23 protein-coding genes are annotated in these 23,067 nt (G+C 65.3%); 11 read left to right on the forward strand and 12 right to left on the reverse strand.

Translation table 11 applies throughout. The features are described from left to right. Positions 1 to 144: 144 nt before the first annotated feature. The gene (locus tag ACTJK0_RS06430; RefSeq protein ID WP_440744659.1) at positions 145 to 2,853 is read right to left on the reverse strand and encodes an AAA family ATPase; all 2,709 of its coding nucleotides are present in this window, start codon (positions 2,851 to 2,853) and stop codon (positions 145 to 147) included. A 484-nt stretch (positions 2,854 to 3,337) separates the two neighbouring features. Here ACTJK0_RS06430 and ACTJK0_RS06435 point away from each other — a divergent pair, with 484 nt between their 5' ends. Together ACTJK0_RS06435 and ACTJK0_RS06440 are read left to right on the forward strand one after the other, a co-directional pair. After that, a complete protein-coding gene (locus ACTJK0_RS06435; RefSeq protein ID WP_440744660.1) occupies positions 3,338 to 4,189 on the forward strand; it encodes a glycosyltransferase family 2 protein in 852 nt (283 codons plus the stop codon). 1 nt (position 4,190) lies between these two features. Further along, the gene (locus tag ACTJK0_RS06440) at positions 4,191 to 5,192 is read left to right on the forward strand and encodes a glycosyltransferase family 2 protein (RefSeq protein WP_440744661.1); all 1,002 of its coding nucleotides are present in this window, start codon (positions 4,191 to 4,193) and stop codon (positions 5,190 to 5,192) included. A gap of 127 nt (positions 5,193 to 5,319) precedes the next feature. Here the strand turns inward: ACTJK0_RS06440 and ACTJK0_RS06445 are convergent, their stop codons facing one another. From ACTJK0_RS06445 to ACTJK0_RS06480, 8 genes are all read right to left on the reverse strand, one after another. Continuing rightward, positions 5,320 to 6,363: a hypothetical protein gene (locus ACTJK0_RS06445; protein WP_440744662.1), complete on the reverse strand. Its 1,044-nt coding sequence runs from the start codon at positions 6,361 to 6,363 to the stop codon at positions 5,320 to 5,322. After that, positions 6,360 to 6,566 (reverse strand): hypothetical protein, encoded by a 207-nt coding sequence (locus ACTJK0_RS06450; RefSeq protein WP_110545160.1) that lies wholly within the window; start codon positions 6,564 to 6,566, stop codon positions 6,360 to 6,362. The genes ACTJK0_RS06445 and ACTJK0_RS06450 overlap by 4 nt, the downstream gene beginning before the upstream one ends. Then, the gene (locus tag ACTJK0_RS06455) at positions 6,563 to 6,904 is read right to left on the reverse strand and encodes a hypothetical protein (protein WP_110545158.1); all 342 of its coding nucleotides are present in this window, start codon (positions 6,902 to 6,904) and stop codon (positions 6,563 to 6,565) included. The genes ACTJK0_RS06450 and ACTJK0_RS06455 overlap by 4 nt, the downstream gene beginning before the upstream one ends. Next, positions 6,901 to 8,691 (reverse strand): glycosyltransferase, encoded by a 1,791-nt coding sequence (locus ACTJK0_RS06460; RefSeq protein WP_440744663.1) that lies wholly within the window; start codon positions 8,689 to 8,691, stop codon positions 6,901 to 6,903. The genes ACTJK0_RS06455 and ACTJK0_RS06460 overlap by 4 nt, the downstream gene beginning before the upstream one ends. After that, complete coding sequence (locus tag ACTJK0_RS06465) at positions 8,688 to 9,974, reverse strand: lipopolysaccharide biosynthesis protein (RefSeq protein ID WP_440744664.1); 1,287 nt, start codon at positions 9,972 to 9,974, stop codon at positions 8,688 to 8,690. Before ACTJK0_RS06465 ends, ACTJK0_RS06460 begins: the two co-directional genes overlap by 4 nt. Then, entirely contained in the window at positions 9,964 to 10,782 is an 819-nt protein-coding gene (locus ACTJK0_RS06470; protein ID WP_110545152.1) for a glycosyltransferase, read from the reverse strand. The genes ACTJK0_RS06465 and ACTJK0_RS06470 overlap by 11 nt, the downstream gene beginning before the upstream one ends. Positions 10,783 to 10,794: 12 nt before the next feature. Continuing rightward, positions 10,795 to 11,886, reverse strand: a complete 1,092-nt coding sequence (locus ACTJK0_RS06475; protein ID WP_110545150.1) for a hypothetical protein — start codon at positions 11,884 to 11,886, stop codon at positions 10,795 to 10,797. 290 nt (positions 11,887 to 12,176) lie between these two features. Continuing rightward, positions 12,177 to 12,899, reverse strand: a complete 723-nt coding sequence (locus ACTJK0_RS06480) for a glycoside hydrolase family 16 protein (protein ID WP_440744665.1) — start codon at positions 12,897 to 12,899, stop codon at positions 12,177 to 12,179. 288 nt (positions 12,900 to 13,187) lie between these two features. Here ACTJK0_RS06480 and rpsF point away from each other — a divergent pair, with 288 nt between their 5' ends. The 6 genes from rpsF (at position 13,188) to ACTJK0_RS06510 (ending at position 16,639) form a co-directional block, all read left to right on the forward strand. Next, a complete protein-coding gene (gene rpsF, locus ACTJK0_RS06485; RefSeq protein ID WP_015939036.1) occupies positions 13,188 to 13,493 on the forward strand; it encodes a 30S ribosomal protein S6 in 306 nt (101 codons plus the stop codon). Between the two features lie 73 nt (positions 13,494 to 13,566). After that, positions 13,567 to 14,142 carry a single-stranded DNA-binding protein gene (locus ACTJK0_RS06490; protein WP_056335900.1) on the forward strand — a complete coding sequence of 192 codons (576 nt, stop codon included), beginning with the start codon at positions 13,567 to 13,569 and terminating at the stop codon, positions 14,140 to 14,142. Between the two features lie 123 nt (positions 14,143 to 14,265). Continuing rightward, positions 14,266 to 14,505, forward strand: coding sequence for a 30S ribosomal protein S18 (gene rpsR / locus ACTJK0_RS06495; RefSeq protein ID WP_003800144.1), 240 nt, complete (start codon positions 14,266 to 14,268; stop codon positions 14,503 to 14,505). A gap of 17 nt (positions 14,506 to 14,522) precedes the next feature. Further along, on the forward strand, positions 14,523 to 14,975 hold the full coding sequence (gene rplI / locus ACTJK0_RS06500) for a 50S ribosomal protein L9 (RefSeq protein ID WP_018769834.1): 453 nt from the start codon (positions 14,523 to 14,525) through the stop codon (positions 14,973 to 14,975). A gap of 78 nt (positions 14,976 to 15,053) precedes the next feature. Beyond that, complete coding sequence (locus ACTJK0_RS06505; RefSeq protein ID WP_440744666.1) at positions 15,054 to 15,905, forward strand: PhzF family phenazine biosynthesis protein; 852 nt, start codon at positions 15,054 to 15,056, stop codon at positions 15,903 to 15,905. A gap of 107 nt (positions 15,906 to 16,012) precedes the next feature. After that, a complete protein-coding gene (locus ACTJK0_RS06510) occupies positions 16,013 to 16,639 on the forward strand; it encodes an FMN reductase (RefSeq protein ID WP_440744667.1) in 627 nt (208 codons plus the stop codon). Here the strand turns inward: ACTJK0_RS06510 and ACTJK0_RS06515 are convergent. Then, on the reverse strand, positions 16,636 to 17,202 hold the full coding sequence (locus ACTJK0_RS06515) for a hypothetical protein (RefSeq protein ID WP_440744668.1): 567 nt from the start codon (positions 17,200 to 17,202) through the stop codon (positions 16,636 to 16,638). The two genes, ACTJK0_RS06510 and ACTJK0_RS06515, sit on opposite strands and share 4 nt — an antisense overlap. A gap of 775 nt (positions 17,203 to 17,977) precedes the next feature. Here ACTJK0_RS06515 and dnaB point away from each other — a divergent pair. Then, positions 17,978 to 19,360 carry a replicative DNA helicase gene (dnaB, locus tag ACTJK0_RS06520; protein ID WP_110545143.1) on the forward strand — a complete coding sequence of 461 codons (1,383 nt, stop codon included), beginning with the start codon at positions 17,978 to 17,980 and terminating at the stop codon, positions 19,358 to 19,360. Here dnaB and ACTJK0_RS06525 read toward each other — a convergent pair. Both ACTJK0_RS06525 and ACTJK0_RS06530 read right to left on the reverse strand, forming a co-directional pair. After that, positions 19,357 to 20,367 (reverse strand): acyl-CoA thioesterase, encoded by a 1,011-nt coding sequence (locus tag ACTJK0_RS06525; RefSeq protein WP_440744669.1) that lies wholly within the window; start codon positions 20,365 to 20,367, stop codon positions 19,357 to 19,359. The two genes, dnaB and ACTJK0_RS06525, sit on opposite strands and share 4 nt — an antisense overlap. A 140-nt stretch (positions 20,368 to 20,507) precedes the next feature. Then, positions 20,508 to 20,942, reverse strand: coding sequence for a DoxX family protein (locus ACTJK0_RS06530; RefSeq protein WP_440744670.1), 435 nt, complete (start codon positions 20,940 to 20,942; stop codon positions 20,508 to 20,510). Between the two features lie 108 nt (positions 20,943 to 21,050). Here ACTJK0_RS06530 and ACTJK0_RS06535 point away from each other — a divergent pair, with 108 nt between their 5' ends. Both ACTJK0_RS06535 and ACTJK0_RS06540 read left to right on the forward strand, forming a co-directional pair. Further along, positions 21,051 to 22,403, forward strand: coding sequence for an MATE family efflux transporter (locus ACTJK0_RS06535; RefSeq protein ID WP_440744671.1), 1,353 nt, complete (start codon positions 21,051 to 21,053; stop codon positions 22,401 to 22,403). A gap of 67 nt (positions 22,404 to 22,470) precedes the next feature. Next, the gene (locus tag ACTJK0_RS06540) at positions 22,471 to 23,061 is read left to right on the forward strand and encodes a hypothetical protein (protein WP_440744672.1); all 591 of its coding nucleotides are present in this window, start codon (positions 22,471 to 22,473) and stop codon (positions 23,059 to 23,061) included. The last annotated feature ends 6 nt before the right edge of the window (positions 23,062 to 23,067 follow it).

Raw genomic sequence — 23,067 nt, forward strand, 5'->3', positions numbered from 1 at the left:
CCTTTCCGCGTCATCCCATGCCCCAGCCTGCTGCCAAACTAGCGGGCAGCGTCCGGGTTTGGCGATGCCGAACCGGCGTTTTGCCTGCCCTGCAGGGGAAAAGTGCGGGAACTGCGGTGTACCTGCGGTGCCTGGACATGCAGCCTACAAAACGGGCAGGACGTAGGGCTCGGGTGCCTTGGTTCCCTTGCCGGCAGCAAGGGCGGTCAGCTGTGCCCGGGACTCGACGCCGAGCTTGCGGTAGATGGCGGTAAGGCGCACTTCCACCGTCCGCACGGAAACGTACAGCGTTCCGGCGATTTCCTTGTTGCGCATGCCCCGGGCCACCATCCTGGCGAGGGCGCGTTCATGGTCCGAGAGCAGCAGCATGGCCGGATTGACCTGCGGGCGGGAAGGTTCCATCCGCTCGTCCAGCAGGAGGGAATCCAGGTGCTGGGTCCACGCATCGGCCCCGGCCTCATCGAACAGCACCTTGGCCCGGAGCAGCGCGTCGCGTGCGTCACGCAGCCTGCCGAAAGCGTGGAGCCGCTCCGCGTAGCACATCAGTGTCCTGGCCCGTTCGAGCGTGTGCGGGCTCCTGCCTTCCAGTGCCTGGTGGAACAGCTGCAGCGACTGCTCACCGTCCGCAAGCATGGCGCGGCTCCTTGCCATGGCCATCGCCAGCCACGGAGAACGCAGCCCCGCGGAGCGGGCCTCAAGTTGAAGGAGTGCCTGCGTGGCTTCTTGGTGCCGGCCCAGGCGGATCAGCGCCTCCACAAGGTCGGGCCCGGAGCGCAGGAGGGTGGGATTGCCAAACCGGCTGCCTGTTTCGGCGGCCCTGGACAGCTGTGCGACCGACTCTGCCAGGTCACCGCGCAGCAGCGCGAAATGGCCCTGGCAGGCAGCAAGCTGTGCCGTGAAGGCGGGATGGTCTTCCCCGCCGGCATATCGAAGCGCCTCTGCGGCAGCAACACGGGCCTGCGCTTCGTCGCCCACGGAGTGGGCACGCCACACCCGGAACAGGTGGCGCATCCCGCGGTGGTACAGGAAGTCGGGTTCCGACAGTTCCAGGTCATCGATCATCCTGACGGCCGTGCCCACGTTGCCGGCACGGATTTCGTTGTCGACTGCCAGGATGGCTGCGGTGTGCTGCCAGGCGGCGGGGCCGGGCCCAGTGGAATTGCGGAGCAGGGCAAAGGCTTCCCGGGCGCTGTCGTACCGCTCCGCGTAGGTGAGGGCGCGGGCGGACATCAGGAGCCCCGGGGCGCGGGCGGCGCCGGTGTGTCCGTCCTTGCGGGCGGGGTCGGCCGTGCCACCGCCGATGACGTCCATCAACAGCCCGGCCTGCCGGGCCATTGCCCGGTGCTGTCCGGTTGCGGAACCGGTGAGGGTGTCGCACTGGCGCAGCACGTCCGCGGACGCCTGCAGCACATCCGACGCCACCTGCAGCTCCCACCGTTCCGCGTAGTAGCAGCCCCCGGATACCAGCAGCCCGGCAGAATATGCGGGATCGTGCCGTCCGAACTCCTTCACGAGGCGAAGCAATGCGCTTGACCGAACCGCCGTCCCCTCGGCGAACTGGATCTCGAAGTCCAACCCCGTCAGCCGCAGGATCAGCGCGGGATCGTGGGTTATCCGCTGGGCCCACTCCAGGTAGCGGCGGGCGTACGCGAATTCGCCCCGGTTGAACAGCAGCTCGGCCATACCGGCAAGCTGCGCCGCGGTTTCCGGGTGGCCGGGGTCGATCGCCAGGGCCCGTTCGACGTACTCCAGCGCCATCGGTACGTCGCCCTCCCCGGCCAGGTCACGGGCATGCCGGAGCAGCTGGAGTGGCATCTCCGGCCCGGCATCGGTGAAGCTCAGGTGCCAGGTCCGGCCCCGGGCGTCAACGCCGACCGCTGCTTCCGCGACTTCCCGGTGCCCGGCGATGCGTTCTGCCGGCGCCATGGCCCGGAAGACATATTCCCGAAGCAGTTGATCCCCGATGCCAACGTGGCGTCCCGACCGTTTCACCAGGCCGGCAGCCAGCAGTTCGTCCACCCACGTCCATGCACCACCGCACGTCCTGGATATGGCAGAGATGTCGGTGTGGCGGGAAAGTGCCAGCAGGTCCAGGACCCGGCGGGCACTGGGTGCCAGTGTCCGCACTTTGCCTGCGAACCCTGCGTCAAAACTGCCGTTGGCCGGCAACGGGACAGGCAGCGCGGAGCGGCCACCTGCGTGCCGTTCCACAAGCTGGTCGTGAAGTTCGACGGCGGCAAGCGGGTTCCCGTGGGCGGCGGCGGCAACCGCCTGGGCAGCCGCCGTCGTGATCCGCCTGGGTGCCATGCCTTCCAGCATGCGGACGGTGTCGCTGAAGCCGAGCGCGCCCAGCCGCAAGGTGGGCAGGCCGCCGAAGGGGCTGCCGGGAAGATCCGTCCGCAGGCCGGCGAACAGGACGGTATCCGTACCTGCCAGCCGCCTGGCCAGGAACCCGATGACCGCTTGGCTGGCGGGGTCCATCCGGTCGGCGTCGTCGATCACGATGACGGTGCGCGGCGACAGCCGCTGCTGCAGGCCACTAAGCAGCAGGCCGGCGGCTGCCTGCAGGTCCGTCGCTCCGGCTGCGTTCCCGGGGAGCCTGCCCGCAATCCGGTTGAGGACGGGATCATCCATCTCGTTCAGGAGCGCGGTCAGCCCGGACAGCGGCCAGCCGGATTCCGCTGCGGCGGCGCGCAGGAGTGTGCTCCGGCAGTTGGAGAGGGTGGGGATTGCTGACAGGAGGGCTGTCTTGCCCACGCCCTGGGGGCCGACCACCACCAGCGCGGAGTCCTTGGGCCCACGGATGACGGACAGTATGCGGTCCAGTTCCTTGCGGCGGCCTACAAACGGCATGGTGTCCCCAATCATCGAAGAAGGAGACCGCTTCCAGCAGTGGCACTACGCGGCCTGGCGCCGCTCCCCAGGGCAGGCTTCGACCGGTAAGGATTGAATATAGCGTGCAACGCAGCGCTTTCACCACTGTAAATTCATTCTTTTCCAGGTTAGGTGCCCCTGGCAGCCGAAAATCACCGTTCCGGGAAAAAGCATCCCCTATACCTAAAACCCGCGGAAGAACGCATCCCCTATACCTAATATCGGCCGGTCCGGCTGATCCCTGTACTTGCCTTGACACGGGATTGAGCCTGCCAAAAGTGAGTACTTACTACTGGTGACAGTTGCAAGGCACTCTCAATAGGCTTTCGTCACGGCCAGAGTCAAAGGCTAAGTGAGCTGGGGCCCGAGACCAGACCCATGACCGGATAAGCATTAAAGCCGTCGGCTTCAACCGTGCGGCTCTTTGATAACTAATCCGCAACGTCATGAAGTGGTGAGGTATTTGTCCATTTCCATCCAGCTCCCAATTACTTTCGCGACGCCGGCCACCGAGTCGGTCAAGGCATCCATCAGCGTCGTTATCCCCACTTTGAACGAAGCCAGGAATATTCCGTGGGTTCTTCGCCGAATGCCGTCCTACGTCGATGAAGTGATCATCGTGGACGGCCGTTCCACCGACAACACGGTGGGTGTGGCGCAGGCCATCCGCGATGACCTGGTGATCGTCAACGAACAGCGCAAGGGCAAAGGCGTGGCACTCCGGTCGGGGTTTGCCGCGGCCTCCGGCGACATCATCGTCATGCTGGACGCGGACGGCAGCATGGACCCGCAGGAAATCGGCTGGTTCGTTTCCCCGCTGCAGCACGACTACGACTTCGTCAAGGGTTCACGCCATGTCACCGGCGGCGGTTCAGAAGACCTCACGCGCCTTCGGAGGGCCGGTAACCGCGCGCTCACCAGGCTGGCCAATACGGTCCTGCACAGCAACTATTCGGATCTTTGCTACGGCTACATCGCTTTCCGGCGCGAATGCCTGGAAATCCTGCAGCTGGAATCGGACGGCTTCGAGATTGAAACCGAACTGATTGTCCGGGCTGCCCGGGCCGGCCTTCGGATCGCGGAGGTTCCCAGCATCGAGCTGGACAGGATTTCCGGAAATTCAAACCTGCAGACATTCCGCGACGGTTGGCGGGTGCTCCGCAAATTGACCCATGAATGCACTATGTGGGAAGCGCCAACGGCGGGCGCCCGTCCCGAGGCCCTTCGGCGGGTCAAGTACACCTACGCCAATATCAGCGTCCCGCGGACTCCCACTGATCCGCAGACAATCCTTTCACTCATCAAGGGGGTTTAGCATGCTGGACCGGATTAACGACCATTTGAGCGTTTCGATCGTGATTTGCGCCTACACGGAACGGCGCTGGGATCTCCTCCTGGATGTCATAGAGTCCGTCCGGGCACAAAGGCTCGCTCCACAGGAGATCATTGTGGTCGTCGACCACAATGAAGACCTCTACGGAAGGCTGCAGGAAATCGTCGACGACGTAACGGTCGTGGAGAGCGTGGGACCCCGTGGGCTCTCAGGCGCCCGCAACACCGGCGTGGCCCTGGCCGATTCGGACATCGTCGCCTTCCTTGACGATGACGCAGTGGCGGCGCCGGACTGGTTGGAGCGCCTGGTGGTCCTTTATGACGACCCCGATGTCCTAGCTGTCGGCGGCCGGGTCGAGCCCGTCTGGGACCAGGGCCGGCCGGGCTACTTCGGTGAGGAACTCGACTGGATCGTTGGCTGCAGCCACCGCGGACTGCCAACAGTCGCCTCCGAGGTCCGCAATGTTATCGGCGCGAACATGTCGTTCCGGCTCGAAGTCCTTCGGCAGGTGGGAGGCTTCAACCTGGCCCTCGGCAGGCAGGGGAGCATACCCCTTGGCTGCGAGGAGACCGAAGTGTGCATCCGCTCCACCATGGGCGCACCGGGGTCGCGGATCGTCTACGAGCCGGCTGCCCTGGTCCGCCATCACGTGCCTGCAGACCGGGGAACCATGCGCTACATGCTCTCGAGGTCCTGGTCGGAGGGAATCTCCAAGGCACAGGTCAGCCATATTGTGGGCCAGAAGCGGGCCCTTGGGCCGGAGCGGCGGTACGTTCGCAGCACGCTGCCGCGCGCCGTGTTTTCCGGACTCAGGGAATGGGGCAGTGGGGAGAATCCCCAGGGACTGGGCCGTGCTGGCTCTGTCCTGGCGGTATTGGCCTTCACCTCCGCCGGTTACCTGCGTGGACGCCAGCTGGCCCACGCCTCCACGACGGAGCTGAACAAAGCCGCTCCCCATGGCGCCGCCTGGCGGGAAGTGCAGTAAAGGCCTGAACCAGCAGAGGCCTCCATCCCCAGGGATGGAGGCCTCTGCTGGTTTTATGCTTGACGGCGCAAAAGGTCCAGCGCAAGAAAGTCCACCGCTGCACAAAAAGTCCGTTGTGGGGCCGCCCTTAGGGCCGCCAGTAACGCAGCCCGCCGCTGGTGGTGCCGTCGTCGTCCACGTCGATCAGGGCGTACGGGAAAGCCTGCCGGTCGGCTTGGTCGGGTCCGGGCCCGCGCACGTCCGATGACCAGGTGCCGGTATTGATGTAGCGGGTGGGGGAGGAGCCGAGCGGCACATCCAGGGCACGGTGGGTGTGGCCGGAGATGTACCAGGCAACTTCCGAACCGTGCGTCCTCAGGATCTGTGCGGACCGGGCGGCTGCCGGAGGAGCGGCCGCGCCGCGGGTATTGGGTGCAGCGGCTCGCAGCACCATGCGGGCCGCGGCGGCCGGAAGCGCAGACACCGTCCGGAACCGGGATACACGTGCCAGCTTTCGGACGGCCGCCCGGTCGAGTGCCAGCCTGGAGGATTCAGTAGTGAGCAGGTGGTCGTAGGCGGGCCTGCGCATGCGGCTTTCCGCCCGCTCGGAGGCCAGGCATGCCCGGGCAACGGCCCCTGCGCGCCCCAGGCGCGACCGTGAGGGATGCGCGTGCAGGGCTGCAAGGGGAGGAAGGTCCAGATCATCGGTCCCGTTGATTGCGGTCCGGAGAACCTCAGGGATGCGGTGCAGTGGGTGGTGCAGATGGCCGTGCTCGGCGAGGAGCACGTCGGGGACATAAAGCAGCCACGGGTGCACCTGGACCCGCGTGGGATCGGCGGGCGACAGCAGGCTGGCCAGGCGGGCGGCTACCTGGGGGCGGGCCAACTCCACATCATGGTTGCCGGTTACGAAGTGCAGCTGCACGCCTTGCGCCACGCACGCTTGCAGGGTCTGGAAGGTGTCCGGGTGGCCGGCAAATATGGCTTCGAGCCGCGCCAGGCTCTCCTGCTCGGTCAGGGCCGCAAGCTCGAACGTGTCGCCGAGGAATACGAGGTGCTGTTGCGGCCCGGAACCGGCGAGGACGCTGCGGCGCAGGAAACCGGTGAGCATCCTGCCGGTGTGTCGGGGATCGTCGTCCGACGCGTCCAGGTGGAGGTCGCTGACAAGCAGCCATCGCGCCGCACGGCTCACGTGAGCAGTCCCAGCACGCGGGGAAAGAGGAGGACCAGGAACAACACCCACATGACCGCGACGACGGCCTTCATGTTCAGTCTCGATCCGAGGATCGTTGACTGTACCGGCGTCCCGGTGTTTGGTCCGGCATGCCGGACCTCGAGCGCGACAAGGGTGACGAGCAGGATGGCGGCTGCGAGCAGCCCGGCAATATCGATCATGCTGCGGCCTCCTGCCGTGCGCGTGCCAGGCACGCAACAATAGTGATGACACCCATGGTGACGACGCAGGCCTGCCATGACCAGACCGTGAGGTAGAACATGGCCGTGGACACCGCGGTGAGGGTGGCAAGGCCGAGGGCCAGGACGAGCAGTGCCACGAGAGCGAGGTCCGTCACCGGCGTCAGCCGGGTCATTGCCTGCCCCGGGAGCAGGACCAGGACTGCCGCCGCCGAGAGCGCCTGGAGCGGCGCCGGGAGGCCGACCAGCACGGCCAGCGACAGAACAGCGGCGGCGATAGCCAGTGCCAGCGTTGGCCGGCTCACTCCGCGCCAGTTCATGGCCCCACCCGGTAGACGCGCGCGTCGCTGTTACTGAACACGAGGTTTACTCCGTCCTGGTCGCTGAGCCAGTTTTCCAGCTCATCAAAGCCTTGCGTGGTGGTTTGGCCCTGCACTACCAGGCTCGATTCGGATGAGCGCAGGAGCAGCAGGTATCCGCCCGCCACGTTATGCCGGGCATAGCCGTAGATGAGGGGTCCGCATGTCCCGGCCGACAGGTCGGAGGGGCAGAGGTCCTCGATGGTCCGGTACCGGTGGCCCAGGTAGTCCTGGTTGCGCCAGGGTGTTGGGTGGGCAGCGGAGATGATGGCTGCACCGTCCGGTGCGAGGCGGTCCACCCGGTTGACGGCGTCGATCTCATTGTTGGTGAAGACGTCGTATTGTGCGTTCCCGAACCGGCCGGTGACCGTCATAGCGGCGAGCAGGAAGAAGGTGAGCACAAATGCTCCAGCAGCCAGGAGCGAGGGGCGTTTGATCCTCGTCCCCATCCCTTCCGCCGGGAGCAGGACGGAACACGCCTGCAGGGCAACGAAGGGAAGGGCGAACAGGGATATGCGGATCAGCATCTCCCCGCCGTAGGACTGTGCGGGGAAGAGCAGCAAGGGGGTGACAGCGAGGAGGAGCACGCGGATGTCGAGGTGTCCGCGGCGCCAGTCACGGATCATGCCGATAGCAGCCAAAGTCCAGAGCAGGAGGGTGAGGGCCATCCGGATCTGCACCACCAGCACGTGTCCGGCGGTCCCGTTCGTGCGGTCCACGACGTTCGATTCAATGGCGGTCTGGAGTCCCGCGTCCGCCAGGGGCGGATGCCCGGCAAGGTAGGTGCTGGCGGGGTAGGCGAGCCAGAGGACCAGCACGACGCCGGCAATCAGCACCAGCCGGCCTGGCCAGACACGTCCTGCCAGGGTCAGGGCGGTGAGGGCGATGAGCACCATGAATGGAGTCAGTTGGTGGCTCGCGCTAATGACCACGATCAGCAGGAGCGTTATGGCCAGTGCGCTCACGCGGTGGCCTGGCCGGGAATCGGCGGGAGTGCGGCCGCGCCACCACGCCGCGAGGTTGGCCCGGCGGAAGCCGCTGAACTGGGGCGTCCTGGCGGCGAGGGGGCCAAGGATCAGGGCGATGACGACGAGGTACAGGAAGAAACCGAAGGCCTGCGGTGAGAGGTAGTCCTGGTCCTGCCAGTTACCGAGGCAGAAGAGCCAGAGCACCAGCCACCGCCGGCGCGGATCCTTCGTCAGGTAGCGCGTCACCACGGCCACGGCCAACAGCCACAGTGCGACGTTAAATACGGGCGCCCAGAGGGCAACGGTCACCGGGTCCAGGCCCGAGGCCTTGAGGACGGTTGCCACCAGGGCGAAGAAGCCTGGCCAGTTGAAGTACGCATCGATGTTGGGGTCGACGGCCACGTTCTGTGAGAGGGCGTCCGCAATGCCCAGGTGGCGGAATGCGACTTCGCCCCGCGGTACATCCGTGACGAAGACGGCGGTGCCGAAGAGAACCAGCACCTGCACCGCGACGAGCCACACCATGACAGGGCTCCGGGCCGGGCCTGCCGCGTCTCCCCGCAGTGCCACCACGAAAGTGACGTTAAGTATCAGGACGGCTGCCCAGAAGGGGTAGGGCAGTACACCGATGAGTCCCAGGTCGCTGTTAATGGGCAGAGCGACCGTTGATGCGGACCAGGCCGCAAGGGCGAGCGAAGCAGCGCCCGCCACTGCGCACCAGATATCAAGGGCCTTCCACTTTGCCAATGGAGGGACGGTCTCCTTAAGCGTGCTGGTCATGATGCCTCCTTTTTCACGCGGCGGAGAATGGAGAGAAGCCGGAGGCCGATCGCGACGGCCCCGACGGAGAGCACCACCAGCCATGCGAGGGCCATGGCGCTGGAGCCCTGTGCGGCGGCCACCAATGCCGAGATGCAGAGGGCGGCGCCGAGTACCACGCCGACCGAGATTGCCTCTGCATAGAGTCCGAGGACCCTGCACACGGAGTTGTAGGCCTGAAGCACGGCGTACGCCACCAGCCCGGCAGCCAGCAACCGGAGGGCCACGGTGGACGCGTTTGCGTACCTGTCCCCAAGGAGATGGAGCAACGGGTGGGCGAAGACGATGAGGACGACGGCAGCGACACTTCCGATGACAAGCGACCAGCGGAAGCTCGCCCACGTGGTCGCGGCCAGGCGCCCGGGCTCACGGACTCCTTCGGAGAACTGCACGATGCCGATCAGCATGGGAGCCGTATAGGCGGCCCAGGCCATCATCCATGCCGGATACCAGTAGGCCGCGACCTCCGGCGACACCAGGTGCGCGAGCAGGAGCGGCAGCACCAGTCCGGGCGCACGTTCGGTGAGGGTAAGGAGTTGGTTTGGGATGCCAAGCATCAGCAGCGGACGGCCTCGTGCGGGGTGGAGGGACGGCCTGGGCCGGTAGCCGACCAGCCTGCGCAACTGGATGAAACCAATGAGGCAGGAAACTGCCGATCCCAGGGTCCAGCAGGCCATGAGAACGTCGGCGCCGGCGCCGTGCGCCTGCCACGCCACGAGGGCGGTAGCAAACAGCGGAACCAGGCCGCCCACCGTGTACCGCAGCGTGGCGCTGCTGCCGCGTCCCAGCGCCACGAGTGCCTGGTCCAGCACGGTACACATGGTCCCGGTGACAGCGGCCATGATGAACATCAGCCAGAACAGGACTGTCAGCGAACCGGTGTCCGGCGAGACGACGGTTTCCAGGACCAGATAGCCCAGGGCCAGCACCGTGCCCGCCACTCCGACGATGCCAAAGGCGGTGTCGAGTACCCGGGCCGGAGCCTCCCCCCTTCCGACGGAGACGATGACAGCTGATCCGGTGCCCAGCACTGCAAGCTGGGTGCAGATCATTACCGCGGAAACCGCTGCTGTGGTGAGCCCAACCTCCCGGTCAAACGTGGCGTGTGCGGCGATGATCCAGAAGGCGAAGCCCGTACCCGTCTGGGCGGCTTTGGCGATGACGAGGCCGATGGAACTGCGCAGGGGGGAGTGCCGGACGACGGTTGGGACATCCGATGGGGCGATTTCCCGTTCAGCCGTCACGACCTAAACCCCTCGCCATACCCGCATAGTTGTACCAGCAGAAGGCGATGTAGTAGCGCAGCCATTCGGGCTGGCCGGCAGCGAGGCTTAACGCACTGCCACGGACTGCTGCTGCGGCGGGCAGGAGAGCCAGGCGGGCACCGCGCCAGCCGTGCTTGCGGACCATCTTGCCCAGGCCCGTTCCGTCCATGAGGAATTGGTCCAGTGCGAAGTCAAAGTCGTCGGCGGCGAACCGGTGTTCAACGAAGACCCGCTGTGACACCCCGGTCTTCATCCCCGACTGCCTCATCCGCCAGCGAAGTTCTATGTCTTCGCCCGACTTGAACGTGTCGTCGAAACCCAGGGCCAGCATGAGGTCCCTGTCGACCAGTGTCGCCACCAGGCCAAACCAGTTGCGGCTGCGGCCCGTGCGATGGTGGTGCGCCAGGGCCTGGCCCCAGTAGCCGGGTCCTGCGACGCTCTCCAGCCCCGCCTGGAGGGCGTCGTAACCGTCCTCCATCAACTCGATGAGCAGGTCCGCGACCCCCGTGGCCCCGAAGACGACGTCGGCATCCACCAGCAGGACCCAGCGCGTCCTGCTGCTGCGGACACCGAGGGTCCGGGCCCAGGGCAGGCCGCGCCCCTCGTCGCTCAGGACCCGGGCACCTGCCGCGCGGGCGATGTCAACGGTTTTGTCAGTGGAAAGTCCATCCACCACGATGATTTCTGCGACACCGGACTGGCGCAAGGCTTCGAGGCAGCCCGGGAGCAGGTGTTCGGCGTTCCGGGCCGGAACAACTGCCGTGATGTCTGCTGTGCTGTGGCCCATCGTGTCCACCCCTCACACCTGCTCGTCGAGGACCGACGGCAGCAGCTCATCAAGGTGCCGGACGATGTCATCCGACGCCTGGTCCGCGGAGTAGGCGGCGGGTACCTGCAACAGGTGGCAGGGGCGCCCGTCGAGCGCTTTGCTCAACACGAGGCCCTTCGCCGCGAAGTGCTCGCGCCACGGGACGACCGAGGTGGCTGCCAGGCCCGTCACGACCCGCTGCGAGAAGCCGGCCATTTCGATGTGGAAGTTGCCGATCATGCGGTCGACCATCCAATCGGTCGTCCGTTCCAACGCCCTGGTCTGCGCACCGTCATAGCGTTCGATGTAGATGGCCGCGGCCAGCGGGGCTTTGGTGGTTACCTTCCGCCCCGGGAAAGCGGCCTCAGGGGTGACCATCCGGTGCTCGGGGGACCAGCGCCGGGAGAAGTCTGCCAGCCGCGGATAACGGATGACGTACGGGTGGACCACTGTGGTGAGGCGCCCGACGGTCCCGGAAAGTTGGGAAGGGACGAGGGGCTTGCGGGCGCCCTCGAACAGGTGGGGATAGATGTCGCGGTGGTGCGGCTTGATAAACATCGGCTTCGCATAGCCGAGAAGTGTGGCGTCCTCGGCGAGGAACGCCCAGTCGTCTCCCATGAAGGACCAGCCCTCGCGCCGCATCAGCTTGGCGGCGGTGCTCGTCTTGCCGGTTCCGCCGGCCGCGGGAAGCGCGATTGCGTGGCCCCGGTATGCCATTGTTGCCGCGTGGATCATTGCTGCTCCCCGGGCAACCATGGCGGCATCAAGGACAGGTACCACGGACGTCAGCAGTTCGCCCGGCCCGTGGATGCGCCAATTGTCTCCGTCCCGTACAACCTGGACCCGATCGGCCTGGAAACGCACGCTGTTGTCGGTATACGCCAACTCATGCTCTACGTGGCCTGCATCCGGCATGGCTTCCGGTTGGTCGTCGACAATGATCTCGGCCTGACGCTCCGTGTCCGAGGCAAAACATGCCAGCATGCTCTGAAGCTGCCTCGCTGCCGGGGCATTCGCGTCGACGCTGATGGTGACACGGCCGTGAATGTCGAAGTGCAGAGCCTTCGTCCGCCTGGTGCTCATAGTCCTCCCCTGTCTGATTGGTGTCGGCCGTGGAGCCCGGCCCGGGTCCCGATCCGTCAGTGCCCCTAGGCGAATCCGAAAAACCCCGGCCGTGATGCCGCCGGCAGAATCGAGCGTAGGGTAGGCGGCCCGGGTAAACACCGGTAGTGTGTACTCGCTTTTGTCCCGGCTCCTACGTGGGGAAATACGTGGTGACGCGGGAGGCAGGGGTGGCGGGACAGCCGTCAGTGCGGCGTTAGGTACATTGGGGGTTTCGCCCGCGCGGGCGTCGGGTAGGGGGGGTGCCTCTCCTAGCCTGCCGGGGCATAAACCCGCACCCAGTCCACCCGCATCTCGCCCGGGCCGTTGCCACTGCCGTCCGGGAACCAGTCGAGTTGCAGTGTCTGGTGCATGGGACCAGCGGGTTTGTGTGTGGGGTCGTCGTCCTCAAACCACTTCACGCCATCGATGTAGCCCACGATGCCGCGAGGGGACCAGTCCACCGCATAGTTGTGGAACTGGGTGAGGTCCAGGGCCTGGGAGACGGAGGTCTTCGAGTTTGAACAGCCGTAGTGGTGGAAGAAGTTGACGACGTTCCAGTCGCCGGTTGTCTCCGCATAATCGACTTCGCCGTCGCACGGCCAATTTCCGCTTTCGGGCCACAGGATTGCCACCATGTGGTACTCATCGTCGCCGGAGCCGGCCGCGCGGACTTCCCACCGCCCGTACTCCTGGCTGCCGAATTTGGCGGACATGCCGGCTGTGGTCCCGTCGTTGGTGCCCGAGATCAGCAGCTTGGAACCGTCCACCGTGGCCTGCCGCGGGCTTCTAACGCCGTTTCCGGCGTGCCCGGCACTGTCGTACACGGACCACTTCGCGGGGTCCGGTGCGCCGGCATAGTTGAACTCGTCCCCGGCGATCGGCGTGCCCCACTGCAGCCTGGCCGCGGCCGAAGCCTGCCCGGTTGCGTCCGTTGGGGCCGAGCACCCTGCCAACAGCATTGCCGCCCCAAGGGCGATCACGTGTCTGCGCACACGTCAGATGATAGGGCTGCCGGGGCAGGTTTGGGCACCCTTTCTTCAATCGAGCGGTCCCGGGTACCGGTTTTCCACATAGCCGTCCACAGGTGCGTAGAGAGGGGGACCACGCACCTAGCCTTGAGTCAAGCGCGAATCGCCTATCGGGTCCAAATGCACTAGGATAGTGAAGTCTGTGCTGCGTCCTGCCTCCGTTCCGGAAGCGGGGCATCGCACGGAACCGCAAATGAACCTCCTGTTACGGAAATGCCGTAACCGCTTAGCCCAAAGGAGGTGGGTTCACATATGCGTCCTTACGAATTGATGGTAATCATCGACCCCGAGGTCGAAGAGCGTACCGTTGAGCCGTCGCTTCAGAAGTTCCTGAACGTCATCACCAACGATGGTGGAACCATCGAAAAGGTTGACATCTGGGGCCGTCGCCGTCTGGCCTACGACATCAAGAAGAAGTCCGAAGGTATCTACGCCGTGGTGAACTTCACCGCCAAGCCGGAAACCGCCAAGGAACTTGACCGCCAGCTGTCTCTTAACGAGACCATCATGCGCACCAAGATCACCCGCCCCGAAGAGCAGAAGGTTGTTGCTGAGTAATTCAGCACCTTTCTTCATTCTTCACCCCGCAGGACACGCACTCTTCACCCAGGATCGAACAAGGAGGCAGTAGATGGCAGGCGAGACCACCATTACGGTCATCGGTAACCTCACCAATGACCCGGAATTGCGGTTCACACCGTCCGGTTCGGCAGTAGCGAACTTCACCATCGCTTCCACCCCCCGCACCTTTGATCGCCAGTCCAACGAGTGGAAGGACGGGGAGACCCTGTTCCTCCGCGCCGCTGTGTGGCGTGAAGCAGCCGAGAACGTTGCCGAATCCCTGACCAAGGGCATGCGCGTCATCGTTACCGGCCGCTTGAAGAGCCGTTCCTACGAAACAAAAGAAGGCGAAAAGCGCACCGTTATCGAGCTTGAGGTCGACGAAATCGGCCCCAGCCTGCGCTACGCCAACGCCAAGGTCAACCGCACCCAGCGCTCCGGCGGACAGGGTGGGGGCGGCTTCGGCGGAGGCAACAGCGGCGGTGGCTTCGGCGGCGGCAACTCTGGTGGAAACCAGGGCGGCAACGCCGGCGGAGGATGGGGTGGCGGCAACCAGCAGGCTGCACAGGACGATCCCTGGGCTACGCCCGGAGTCTCCAACGCAGGTGGCTGGGGCAACGGCCCCGATTCCGAACCTCCCTTCTAAACCCAAACAACGGCCCGGCGCGGGGCTGCCGGGTGCCAAAAGGCACCCAAGGTACTGTCGCCGTCGGGCCACCACCATCCCGTGGATCAATATCCACGGGCTCCCTAGAATAGGAGCTCCACGATGGCTAAGGCTGAACTCCGTAAGCCCAAACCAAAGTCCAACCCCTTGAAGGCCGCTGACATCACTGTCATCGACTACAAGGACGTAGCATTGCTGCGCAAGTTCATCTCCGACCGCGGAAAGATCCGCGCCCGTCGCGTCACTGGCGTCACGGTGCAGGAACAGCGCAAGATCGCACAGGCAATCAAGAACGCCCGCGAAGTTGCTCTGCTGCCTTACTCCGGCGCTGGCCGCGGCTAAGGAAGGGATTAACTAACATGGCAAAGCTCATTCTGACCCACGAAGTCACCGGTCTCGGTGCTGCTGGCGACGTTGTCGAGGTCAAGGATGGTTACGCACGTAACTACCTGCTGCCCCGCAACTTCGCCCTGACCTGGTCGAAGGGTGGCGAGAAGCAGGTTGAGTCCATCAAGGCTGCCCGCGCCGCCCGCGAGCACGCTTCCCTGGAAGATGCTCAGAAGCAGGCCGCTGCACTGTCCGCAAAGCCGGTCAAGCTGGTCGTCAAGGCCGGCGAGTCCGGCCGCCTGTTCGGCACCGTCAAGCAGGGCGACGTTGCTGACGCTGTTGAGGCCGCCGGCCTCGGCAAGATCGACAAGCGCAAGGTTGAACTGCCCGCCCACATCAAGTCGGTTGGTTCCTACCAGGCCAACGTCCGCCTTCACGCTGACGTTGCTGCTGTGATCGAACTCGACGTGGTTGCAGGAAAGTAGTCCTCAACTGCATCAGAAGACCCCCGTTGCCGGTTCCGGCGGCGGGGGTCTTTCGTTGTCCGGTGGTAGCCTGCTCCGGTGAAACCGATACCGCGCAGCCGCCCCTTCCACCAAGTAGATGTTTTCGCCGGCCAGGCCTACCGCGGCAACCCGCTCGCCGTCGTGCTTGATGCCCAAGGGCTGGATACGGCAACAATGCAGCACTTCGCCAACTGGACCAACCTTTCGGAGACTACTTTTCTCCTGCCCCCCGAGAATTCCCTCGCGGATTACCGGGTCCGGATCTTCTTCACCTGTACCGAGGAGTTCCCATTCGCAGGCCATCCTACGCTGGGATCGGCGCATGCCTGGCTGCAGGCCGGGGGAGTACCCCAGTCGGACGGCTACCTGGTGCAGGAGTGCGCCGCTGGGCTGGTCCGGATAAAGCGCGACGGCGGGAGGCTGGCTTTCGCGGCACCACCGCTGACACGTTCCGGCCCGGTGGATGCAGCCGTGCGCCGGCAGCTGGCCGATGCGCTGCGGCTGCCCGCTTCCGGCATTCTCGACGCGTCATGGCTGGTCAATGGCCCCGAATGGATCGGTGTCCTGCTGGAGTCAGCGGCGCAGGTGCTGGCTCTTGAGCCGGACCAGGCGGCGATGGGTGACCTGAAGATCGGCGTCATCGGGCCCCACGAGCCCGGCGCCGGTGCCGACTTCGAGGTCCGCACCTTCCTCCCCGGTGATGCCATGGCGGAAGATCCGGTCACCGGCAGCTTTAACGCCGGTGCCGCCCAGTGGCTCATTGGAAGCGGCAGGGCACCGGAGGAATACGTAGCCTCGCAGGGGACCGTCCTCGGCCGGTGGGGGCGCATCCATGTCAGCGCTGAGGGCGGGGATATCTGGGTGGGTGGTGATTCCACCACGTGCATCCGGGGGAGTGTCCTGCTCTAATCCAGTGGCCTGGAGTTGGTGTCCGGGAATAGTTCCCTGCCACCGGCAGTTCAGAGGTGTAGATGCATATGCATGTATGCTGTGAGAACGAGAACCAGGAGAACGCCATGGAAACCCGCCGCATCACCGTCCTTTCCGCAGGACTGGGCGTACCCTCATCCAGCCGCCTGCTGGCCGACCAGCTCTCCGCAGCTGCGGAACGGCAGCTCCGGACGGCCGGCTACGACGTGGCCGTTGACGTCGTCGAACTCCGGGACCTCGCCGTGGACATCGCCAACAACTTCGTCACCGGATATGCCCCACCACGCCTGGCGGATGTCATTGCCGGCGTGGAGGCATCCGATGGCATCATTGCCGTAACCCCCGTCTTCAGCGCTTCCTACAGCGGCCTGTTCAAGTCCTTCATCGATGTGCTGGACCCGAAGTCCCTGGACGGCAAGGCTGTCCTGCCCGGCGCCACCGGCGGAACCGACCGGCACCAGATGGTCCTGGACTACGCGCTGCGGCCGCTCTTCAGCTACCTTCGCACGCGCATCACCCCGACGGGCGTGTTTGCCGGCCCGCAGGACTGGGGGACGGCGGATGAGGGCGGCCAGTCATTGGCCAACCGGATTGAGCGCGCGGCGGGCGAGTTCACGCGCCTGCTGGAGGGCCCGCAGCCCGGCCGGAAAGCCGCCCCGCTGGAGTCGCTCCCGTTTGAGCAACTGCTGGCGGGCATTTCCGGGTCCCGCTAGTCGTCCAACAGCTCGATGAACTCGCGGGCCTGCTTCGGTGAGATGTCCGAGTGCCGTGTCAGGGCATTCACCGCCGCCTCGGTGTCGCCGCTGCGCGCCAACGTCCGGATCCTGCCGTAAATCTCATCGTTGAGCATGTTGCTGCTTACTTCCCGGGTGACATCGCCCTTGCTGGCAATGGCCCGGTACCGGTACGGGAAGCGCTGCGGCTCGTCCTCCGCCTCCTCAGGCGGCTGCGTCGGCTCCGGGCTACGGTACGGCTGGGGATGCGCTGCCAAGGCTCCTACGGCGTCCCGTGAGGCACGCAGCCCTTCCCCGGTGATCTCGTAGTAGAGCTTGACGGCAGCCATGGCCTGGCCCTGCGCAATCAGGGCATAGAGCCGGCGGTGTTCGTCCTCGGACAGCCTCTCCGCCGCTGCCCGGGCCAGCTCCTGCGGAGTGGCGGCAGGCAGGGACTGGGTGGCCCCACGTTCCGCCTTCCGCTTCCGGGCGGCCCGATAGGCCAGGATGACCCCCGCAACCACAGCGAGCAGGATCAGGACGGGGACCACAAGGGATTCCATTTCACGAGCCGTTCTTTTTTACTTCCTGGCCTTGCCAGATGCGGTTGTTGTGGTGTCCATCCGCGCGGCCGGACACCACGGCAGAGCACTTCGCGCAGTGCTGCGGGCAGCGGCACCCGAGGATCGCCCATATCTAGAGCTTAATCCAGGGCGGGGTTATCCACAGCAATATTCGACCTCCTGCATACACCACTGCCCGGAGCCGATCAAACTCCCCGGCCGGAATATGAGGAGCGCCACCTTTGACGGAATTGCGTTCGTTAGCCCTCCGCTGTCCCCGTTCACCCCGGCGATCTCCCCACTGGCCTGTGGATGAAATTCCCGAAAAGAAATATTTACTCCACATGTCGGATCTAACGTTTCCGCAGGTCAAAGCCCGATGAGCGAGTAAAAAAACTTTGTATCCACAGGGTTCCCCACAGGCTGTGCACAAGGTATGCACGGTACTGCACAGGTTATCCACAGGCTCTGCAGCTTGCTGGCTTTGCGGCTGGCGCGCCTGCCGCTAGCGTTGCGGGGTACCTGTTCTTCGGCGTCCATAGAGGCGCCTGTAGACCCCCGGTTTTGGACCCGCAGCCATGCCACGCACCTGCATTTGTGGAAAAGCTGTGGATAGTGGGGATAACTCCAAGCCGGCCACGGTTTGAACGCCTTCAGCAGCCTGATTGTCAGGGCCTGGAGGTAGAACTGGGCACGTGGCGGGTCCGGTTTCCGGAAGGCCACGGGCAGGATAAACCACTGGGCCAAGGCCCGGTACAAATGGAGGACGGCAGCTTTGTCAATCGCGCACCTGGACCCTGACGAGGCCACCCGTGGAACGGATTCCAGCAGGAAGCCGCCCCAGGACATTGCTGCCGAACAATCGGTCCTTGGCGGGATGATGCTGTCAAAGGACGCCATTGCGGATGTGGTCGAGATCCTCCGCGGCCAGGATTTCTACCGCCCTGCGCACGAGACCATTTACGAGGCGATTATCGACCTCTACGGCCGCGGTGAGCCTGCCGACGCCGTTACTGTCTCCGATGAGCTGACCAAGCGTGCCGAGATTAACAGGATCGGTGGTCCTGCGTATCTGCACGAGCTGATCCAGACCGTTCCCACGGCCGCCAATGCGGGATACTACGCCGAGATTGTGGCCGAACGGGCAGTTCTCCGCCGCTTGGTAAACGCCGGAACCAAGATCGTCCAGCTGGGTTACGGCTCGGACGGCGAGGTGGAGGACCTGGTCAACCAGGCGCAGGCAGAGGTTTACGCGGTAGCGGAACGCCGCACGGCCGAGGACTATGTGGTGCTGAAGGACGTCATGGAGTCCACAGTGGACGAAATTGAGGCATCCGGCCACCGCGGCGAGGGTATGACGGGCGTGCCCACCGGCTTTTACGAGCTCGACGAACTGACCCACGGGCTGCACCCCGGCCAGATGATCGTTATCGCCGCGCGTCCCGCAGTGGGCAAGTCGACTTTCGCCCTGGACTTCGCCCGCTCCGCGGCCATCAAGAACAACCTCTCAACCGTCATGTTCTCGCTCGAAATGGGCCGGAACGAGATCGCCATGCGCCTGCTCTCCGCCGAAGCCACCATCGGCCTGCAGGACCTGCGCAAGGGCACCATCAAGGACGAGCAGTGGTCCAAGATCGCCACCACCATGGGCCGGATGAATGATGCCCCGCTGTTCATCGATGACAGCCCCAATATGTCCCTGATGGAAATCCGGGCCAAGTGCCGGCGTCTGAAGCAGCAGCACGACCTCAAGCTGGTCATTCTCGACTACCTTCAGCTCATGAGCTCCGGCAAGAAGGTGGAGTCCCGCCAGCAGGAAGTTTCCGAGTTCTCGCGTGCGCTGAAGCTCCTGGCCAAGGAGCTCCAGGTCCCCGTGATCGCCCTGTCCCAGCTGAACCGTGGATCCGAACAGCGGCAGGACAAGCGGCCCATGGTGTCGGACCTGCGTGAATCGGGATCCATCGAGCAGGACGCCGACATGGTGATCCTGCTGCACCGTGAAGATGTGTACGACAAGGAATCGCCGCGCGCCGGGGAAGCGGACATCCTGGTGGCCAAGCACCGTAACGGCCCCACCAAGGACATCGTGGTGGCCTTCCAGGGCCATTACTCCCGCTTCGCCAACATGGCCGGCGATGCCGGCGGTGGAGGTTTCTAGGAGCCCTTCCCGTGGGCTGGTGACGCGCCGGCCTCTGCTGCCGCGGCCAGCAGGTGGTTCGGCAGCCGGTTCCCGGGCGCCGTACCCCTGATTTCCAGGAGTTCCCGGGCATGGGCGTGGAGCCGTTTGTCCTCCTCGCTGACCGGCACCCAGGCGGGGACGGGCACGGAGTTGCCCTCGTCGTCGCGGGCCACCATAACTGTCAGGCAATAGGTGGTGAGGTTCATTTCGCGGCTTTTGGGGTCCCCGGAGCGGACATGGACGGCGATGTGCATTCCCTTGGTTCCGGTGTATACCAACCGTGCCTCCACCTCCACCACGTGGCCGATCAGGAGCGGCCGATAGAAGCGCACGCCGCCCGAAAACACCGCAACGGTATCCCTGCCGCAATAGCGTGAGGCGCAGACGTAGGCGGCCTCGTCGATCCACTTCATCACGATGCCGCCATGTACCTTCCCGCCCCAGTTCACGTCGGTGGGGGCGGCCATGAACCGCAACGTCACGCGTTCAGCCGTGCCGGCGTCGGTATATTCCTGCCCGTTCATAGCTTCGACGATCTGCTCCCGGACCTTGATGCGGGCCAGGGCGTGGTCCCGCTGCTCAATTTCACTGGCAGTGGCAGGCTCGAACTGCTGCACCGGGATGGGCTTGCCGTCCTCTCCCACCGCCACGAAGATCACCATGCACTGGCTGCGCATGGTGGCAGGCCCGCCTTTCGGATCTCCGGAGGAGACCACGGTGCGGATGTGCATGGAGGACCTGCCGGTGTAGACAATGGTCGCTTCCACTTCCACCATGTCCCCGCTGTTGACCGGATCGGCGAAGTGGATGTTTCCCACGTAGGCGGTGACGCAGTAGGACTTGGCCCACCCCACCGCTGCCGCGTATGCCGCCTTGTCCACCCACTCCAGCACCGTCCCGGCATCAACGGACCCGCTGTGCCCCACATCAGTGGGAGCGGCAAGGAAGCGGAGGGTCACGGAGTTGCGGCGGCCGGTCTCAGTCATGCTGCGATCTTACTGAGGGCCCCGGTTACCGGCCGGTTGCGCTGCGTGGGCCAAAGACACAAAGGCCGACGGCGGCCGGCCACACCGGTGCAGACAGGACTGGGTGGCGGGCCGCCGTCGGGGAATAAGGGTACGGGCTCCTATGCCAGTGCGGAGAGGGGGGAGCTGCTGCGCCCGAAGAGGGCGCGGTCCAGGGACAGCGGGCCCGCTCCGGTGAGTGCCAGTGCGAACGCTGCGGCGGCCAGGAGCAGTACGAGTTCATAGCCGCCGTTCGCGGCGAAGACGCCCGCGCCGGCGTGCACCAGGAAGAGCGCGCCGAGCATGTCCAGGGCCAGCAGGGCCGCCACGATGCGGGTGAGGATGCCCAGGATCAGGGCCACACCCCCTGCGAGTTCCAGGACGGCGACTGCGGGCGCCATGACGTCGGCGGCCGGAACCCCCATATTGGCGAAGGAGGCCTGCGTGCCGGCGATGGTCCATTCATTGAACTTCTGCCATCCGTGGGCTGCGAACAGGAACCCGAGCACGATGCGCAGGGCGGTAAGGGCGGTTGTGGTCAGTCGTGAATGGTTCATGCCATTCACTCTTCCGGACGATTGGTTGAAGTGTCAACAAATGCCGGTCGAATGTGGTCTTTGTCATCCCTGGCGGCTCCTGCCCGGAGGCGAGGTTAAGCTGGCTCCGTGCCCCAACAACCTGCTCCCGCATCCACGGCCGGCACCCGCGGCCCTGCCCGGGAAATCCTCCGGCTTGCCGTCCCGGCCTTCGGGGCACTGGTGGCTGAGCCCCTCTTCCTGCTGGCCGACTCCGCCATCGTGGGGCATCTCGGCGTGGCCCAGCTCGCCGGGGTAGGGCTTGCGTCAGCCGTGCTGCAGACCGCCGTCGGACTCATGGTCTTTCTCGCCTACTCCACCACTCCGGCAGTGGCCCGCGCCATTGGCGACGGCCAGCTGGGCAAGGCCCTTGCGGCAGGGCGCGACGGCGTCTGGCTGGCATTGATCCTTGGCCTACTCCTGGCGGTGGCCGGGTTTGCTGCTGCCGGGCCACTCATCGGCCTGTTGGGCGCGGAGGGCAGCGTCAGCGCTTTCGCCGTCGACTACTTCCGCTGGTCCATGCCCGGTCTGGTGGCCATGCTGCTGATCTTTGCCGGTACGGGGGTGCTCCGGGGCTTGCAGGACACCAGGACCCCGCTGGTCGTGGCCACGGCCGGCTTCGGCGTGAATGTCGTGCTGAACCTGTGGCTCGTTTACGGACTTGGCCTGTCCGTGGTGGGCTCAGCCATGGGCACCAGCATTGCCCAATGGGCTATGGCGGCTGTCTATCTGGTGATGGTCCGCAGGAACGCGGTTCGCCACGGGGTGGGCCTCCTCCCCAGTTGGCGGGGCATCCGCAGCATGACGCACGTGGGGTCCTGGCTGATGCTGCGCACGCTCAGCCTCCGGGCAGCAATCCTTGCCACGGTCCTGGTGGCCACGGCGCAGGGGGAGGTCAATTTGGCGGCCCACCAGTTGGCCATGACCATCTTTTCCTTCCTGGCGTTCGCCCTGGACGCCCTGGCCATTGCTGCCCAGGCGCTGATCGGGAAGGAGCTTGGCGCATCCAACGCTGCAAAGGCCAGGCTCCTGACCGGCACCATGATCCGCTGGGGTTCGGGATTCGGTGTGCTGACGGGCCTGCTGCTGGCGGCAGTGGCCCCGTGGGTGGGCCCATTGTTTACCCCGGACCCGCAGGTCCAGTCGGTACTTACCGTTGGCCTCTGGGTGCTGGCTGCCGGGCAGCCGATTGCGGGGTATGTCTTTGTGCTGGACGGGGTGCTGATCGGCGCGGGGGACGCCCGCTACCTTGCCCTGGCCGGACTGGTGAACCTGGGCGCCTACGCTCCGCTGCTGGCCTGGGTTGCCCTGTCCGGTGCCGCCGGAGCCCCGGGACTGGGATGGCTCTGGGTGGCCTTTGGACTGGGCTATATGGCGGCACGCGCCGTGACGCTGGGCCTGCGGGCCCGGTCCGACCGCTGGATGGTGCTTGGTTCAACCTGACCACCGGCCGGCGGCGTGGAATGGCGGGCCGGTTAGACCTGCCGGAAGCCCCCACTAAACTGGACCGGTGACACAACCATCCACCCCTGCGGGCACTGCTCCCGGAACCGCCCCCCACCCCGACCTCTGGAAACCGGTCCTGCTGCGTTCGGCGGCGGCCCTGGTCTTTGGTGCCGTAACGGTCTTCTGGACCTCCCCGTCGGTGGAGGTCATGGGCTGGGCAGGTGGTTTGTACCTCCTGGCTGTTGGCGTTCTGCTCCTCCGCACCATCCCCGCAGCCGCTCTGGGCCAGAAATCGGTGCCGGGCAAACTGCTGTCAGCCGCCGGCGCAACCCTCGCAGGAGCCGGATTCGCGCTGCTCCTCCTGCACAGCGACCTGTTGTTCGGGGTGATCGCGGCCCTGGGCCTTGGGGTGGCCGGGGTGATCGAGCTCGTATGCGGCCTGCGGCACAGGAGCCGGCATGTCCTGGCCCGGGATTGGATTGCCTCCGGGATTATTGGCCTTGGCACGGCAGTATTGCTGCCCTTCTTCATCAACCTTGGGGCCCACGCCCTGCTCGGGGTTGCGGGCGGGGGAGCCATTGTTTCCGGCGTCCTCTGGGTGCTTTCGGGACTGACGCTCCGGCACGATGCCCGTACCGGCGCCGGAAAGCCGTAAACTAGG

The organism is Paenarthrobacter sp. 22069, from assembly GCF_052046035.1.
Taxonomy (GTDB): domain Bacteria; phylum Actinomycetota; class Actinomycetes; order Actinomycetales; family Micrococcaceae; genus Arthrobacter.

Coding starts and splice junctions, on each gene's coding strand:
- ACTJK0_RS06430 (WP_440744659.1), bottom strand. CDS start 2,853: ATGCCGTTTGTAGGCCGCCGCAAGGAACTGGACCGCATACTGTCCGTC.
- ACTJK0_RS06440 (WP_440744661.1), top strand. CDS start 4,191: ATGCTGGACCGGATTAACGACCATTTGAGCGTTTCGATCGTGATTTGC.
- ACTJK0_RS06450 (WP_110545160.1), bottom strand. CDS start 6,566: ATGATCGATATTGCCGGGCTGCTCGCAGCCGCCATCCTGCTCGTCACC.
- ACTJK0_RS06455 (WP_110545158.1), bottom strand. CDS start 6,904: ATGAACTGGCGCGGAGTGAGCCGGCCAACGCTGGCACTGGCTATCGCC.
- ACTJK0_RS06460 (WP_440744663.1), bottom strand. CDS start 8,691: ATGACCAGCACGCTTAAGGAGACCGTCCCTCCATTGGCAAAGTGGAAG.
- ACTJK0_RS06470 (WP_110545152.1), bottom strand. CDS start 10,782: ATGGGCCACAGCACAGCAGACATCACGGCAGTTGTTCCGGCCCGGAAC.
- ACTJK0_RS06475 (WP_110545150.1), bottom strand. CDS start 11,886: ATGAGCACCAGGCGGACGAAGGCTCTGCACTTCGACATTCACGGCCGT.
- rpsF (WP_015939036.1), top strand. CDS start 13,188: ATGCGTCCTTACGAATTGATGGTAATCATCGACCCCGAGGTCGAAGAG.
- ACTJK0_RS06490 (WP_056335900.1), top strand. CDS start 13,567: ATGGCAGGCGAGACCACCATTACGGTCATCGGTAACCTCACCAATGAC.
- rpsR (WP_003800144.1), top strand. CDS start 14,266: ATGGCTAAGGCTGAACTCCGTAAGCCCAAACCAAAGTCCAACCCCTTG.
- rplI (WP_018769834.1), top strand. CDS start 14,523: ATGGCAAAGCTCATTCTGACCCACGAAGTCACCGGTCTCGGTGCTGCT.
- ACTJK0_RS06510 (WP_440744667.1), top strand. CDS start 16,013: ATGGAAACCCGCCGCATCACCGTCCTTTCCGCAGGACTGGGCGTACCC.
- ACTJK0_RS06515 (WP_440744668.1), bottom strand. CDS start 17,202: ATGGAATCCCTTGTGGTCCCCGTCCTGATCCTGCTCGCTGTGGTTGCG.
- ACTJK0_RS06525 (WP_440744669.1), bottom strand. CDS start 20,367: ATGACTGAGACCGGCCGCCGCAACTCCGTGACCCTCCGCTTCCTTGCC.
- ACTJK0_RS06530 (WP_440744670.1), bottom strand. CDS start 20,942: ATGAACCATTCACGACTGACCACAACCGCCCTTACCGCCCTGCGCATC.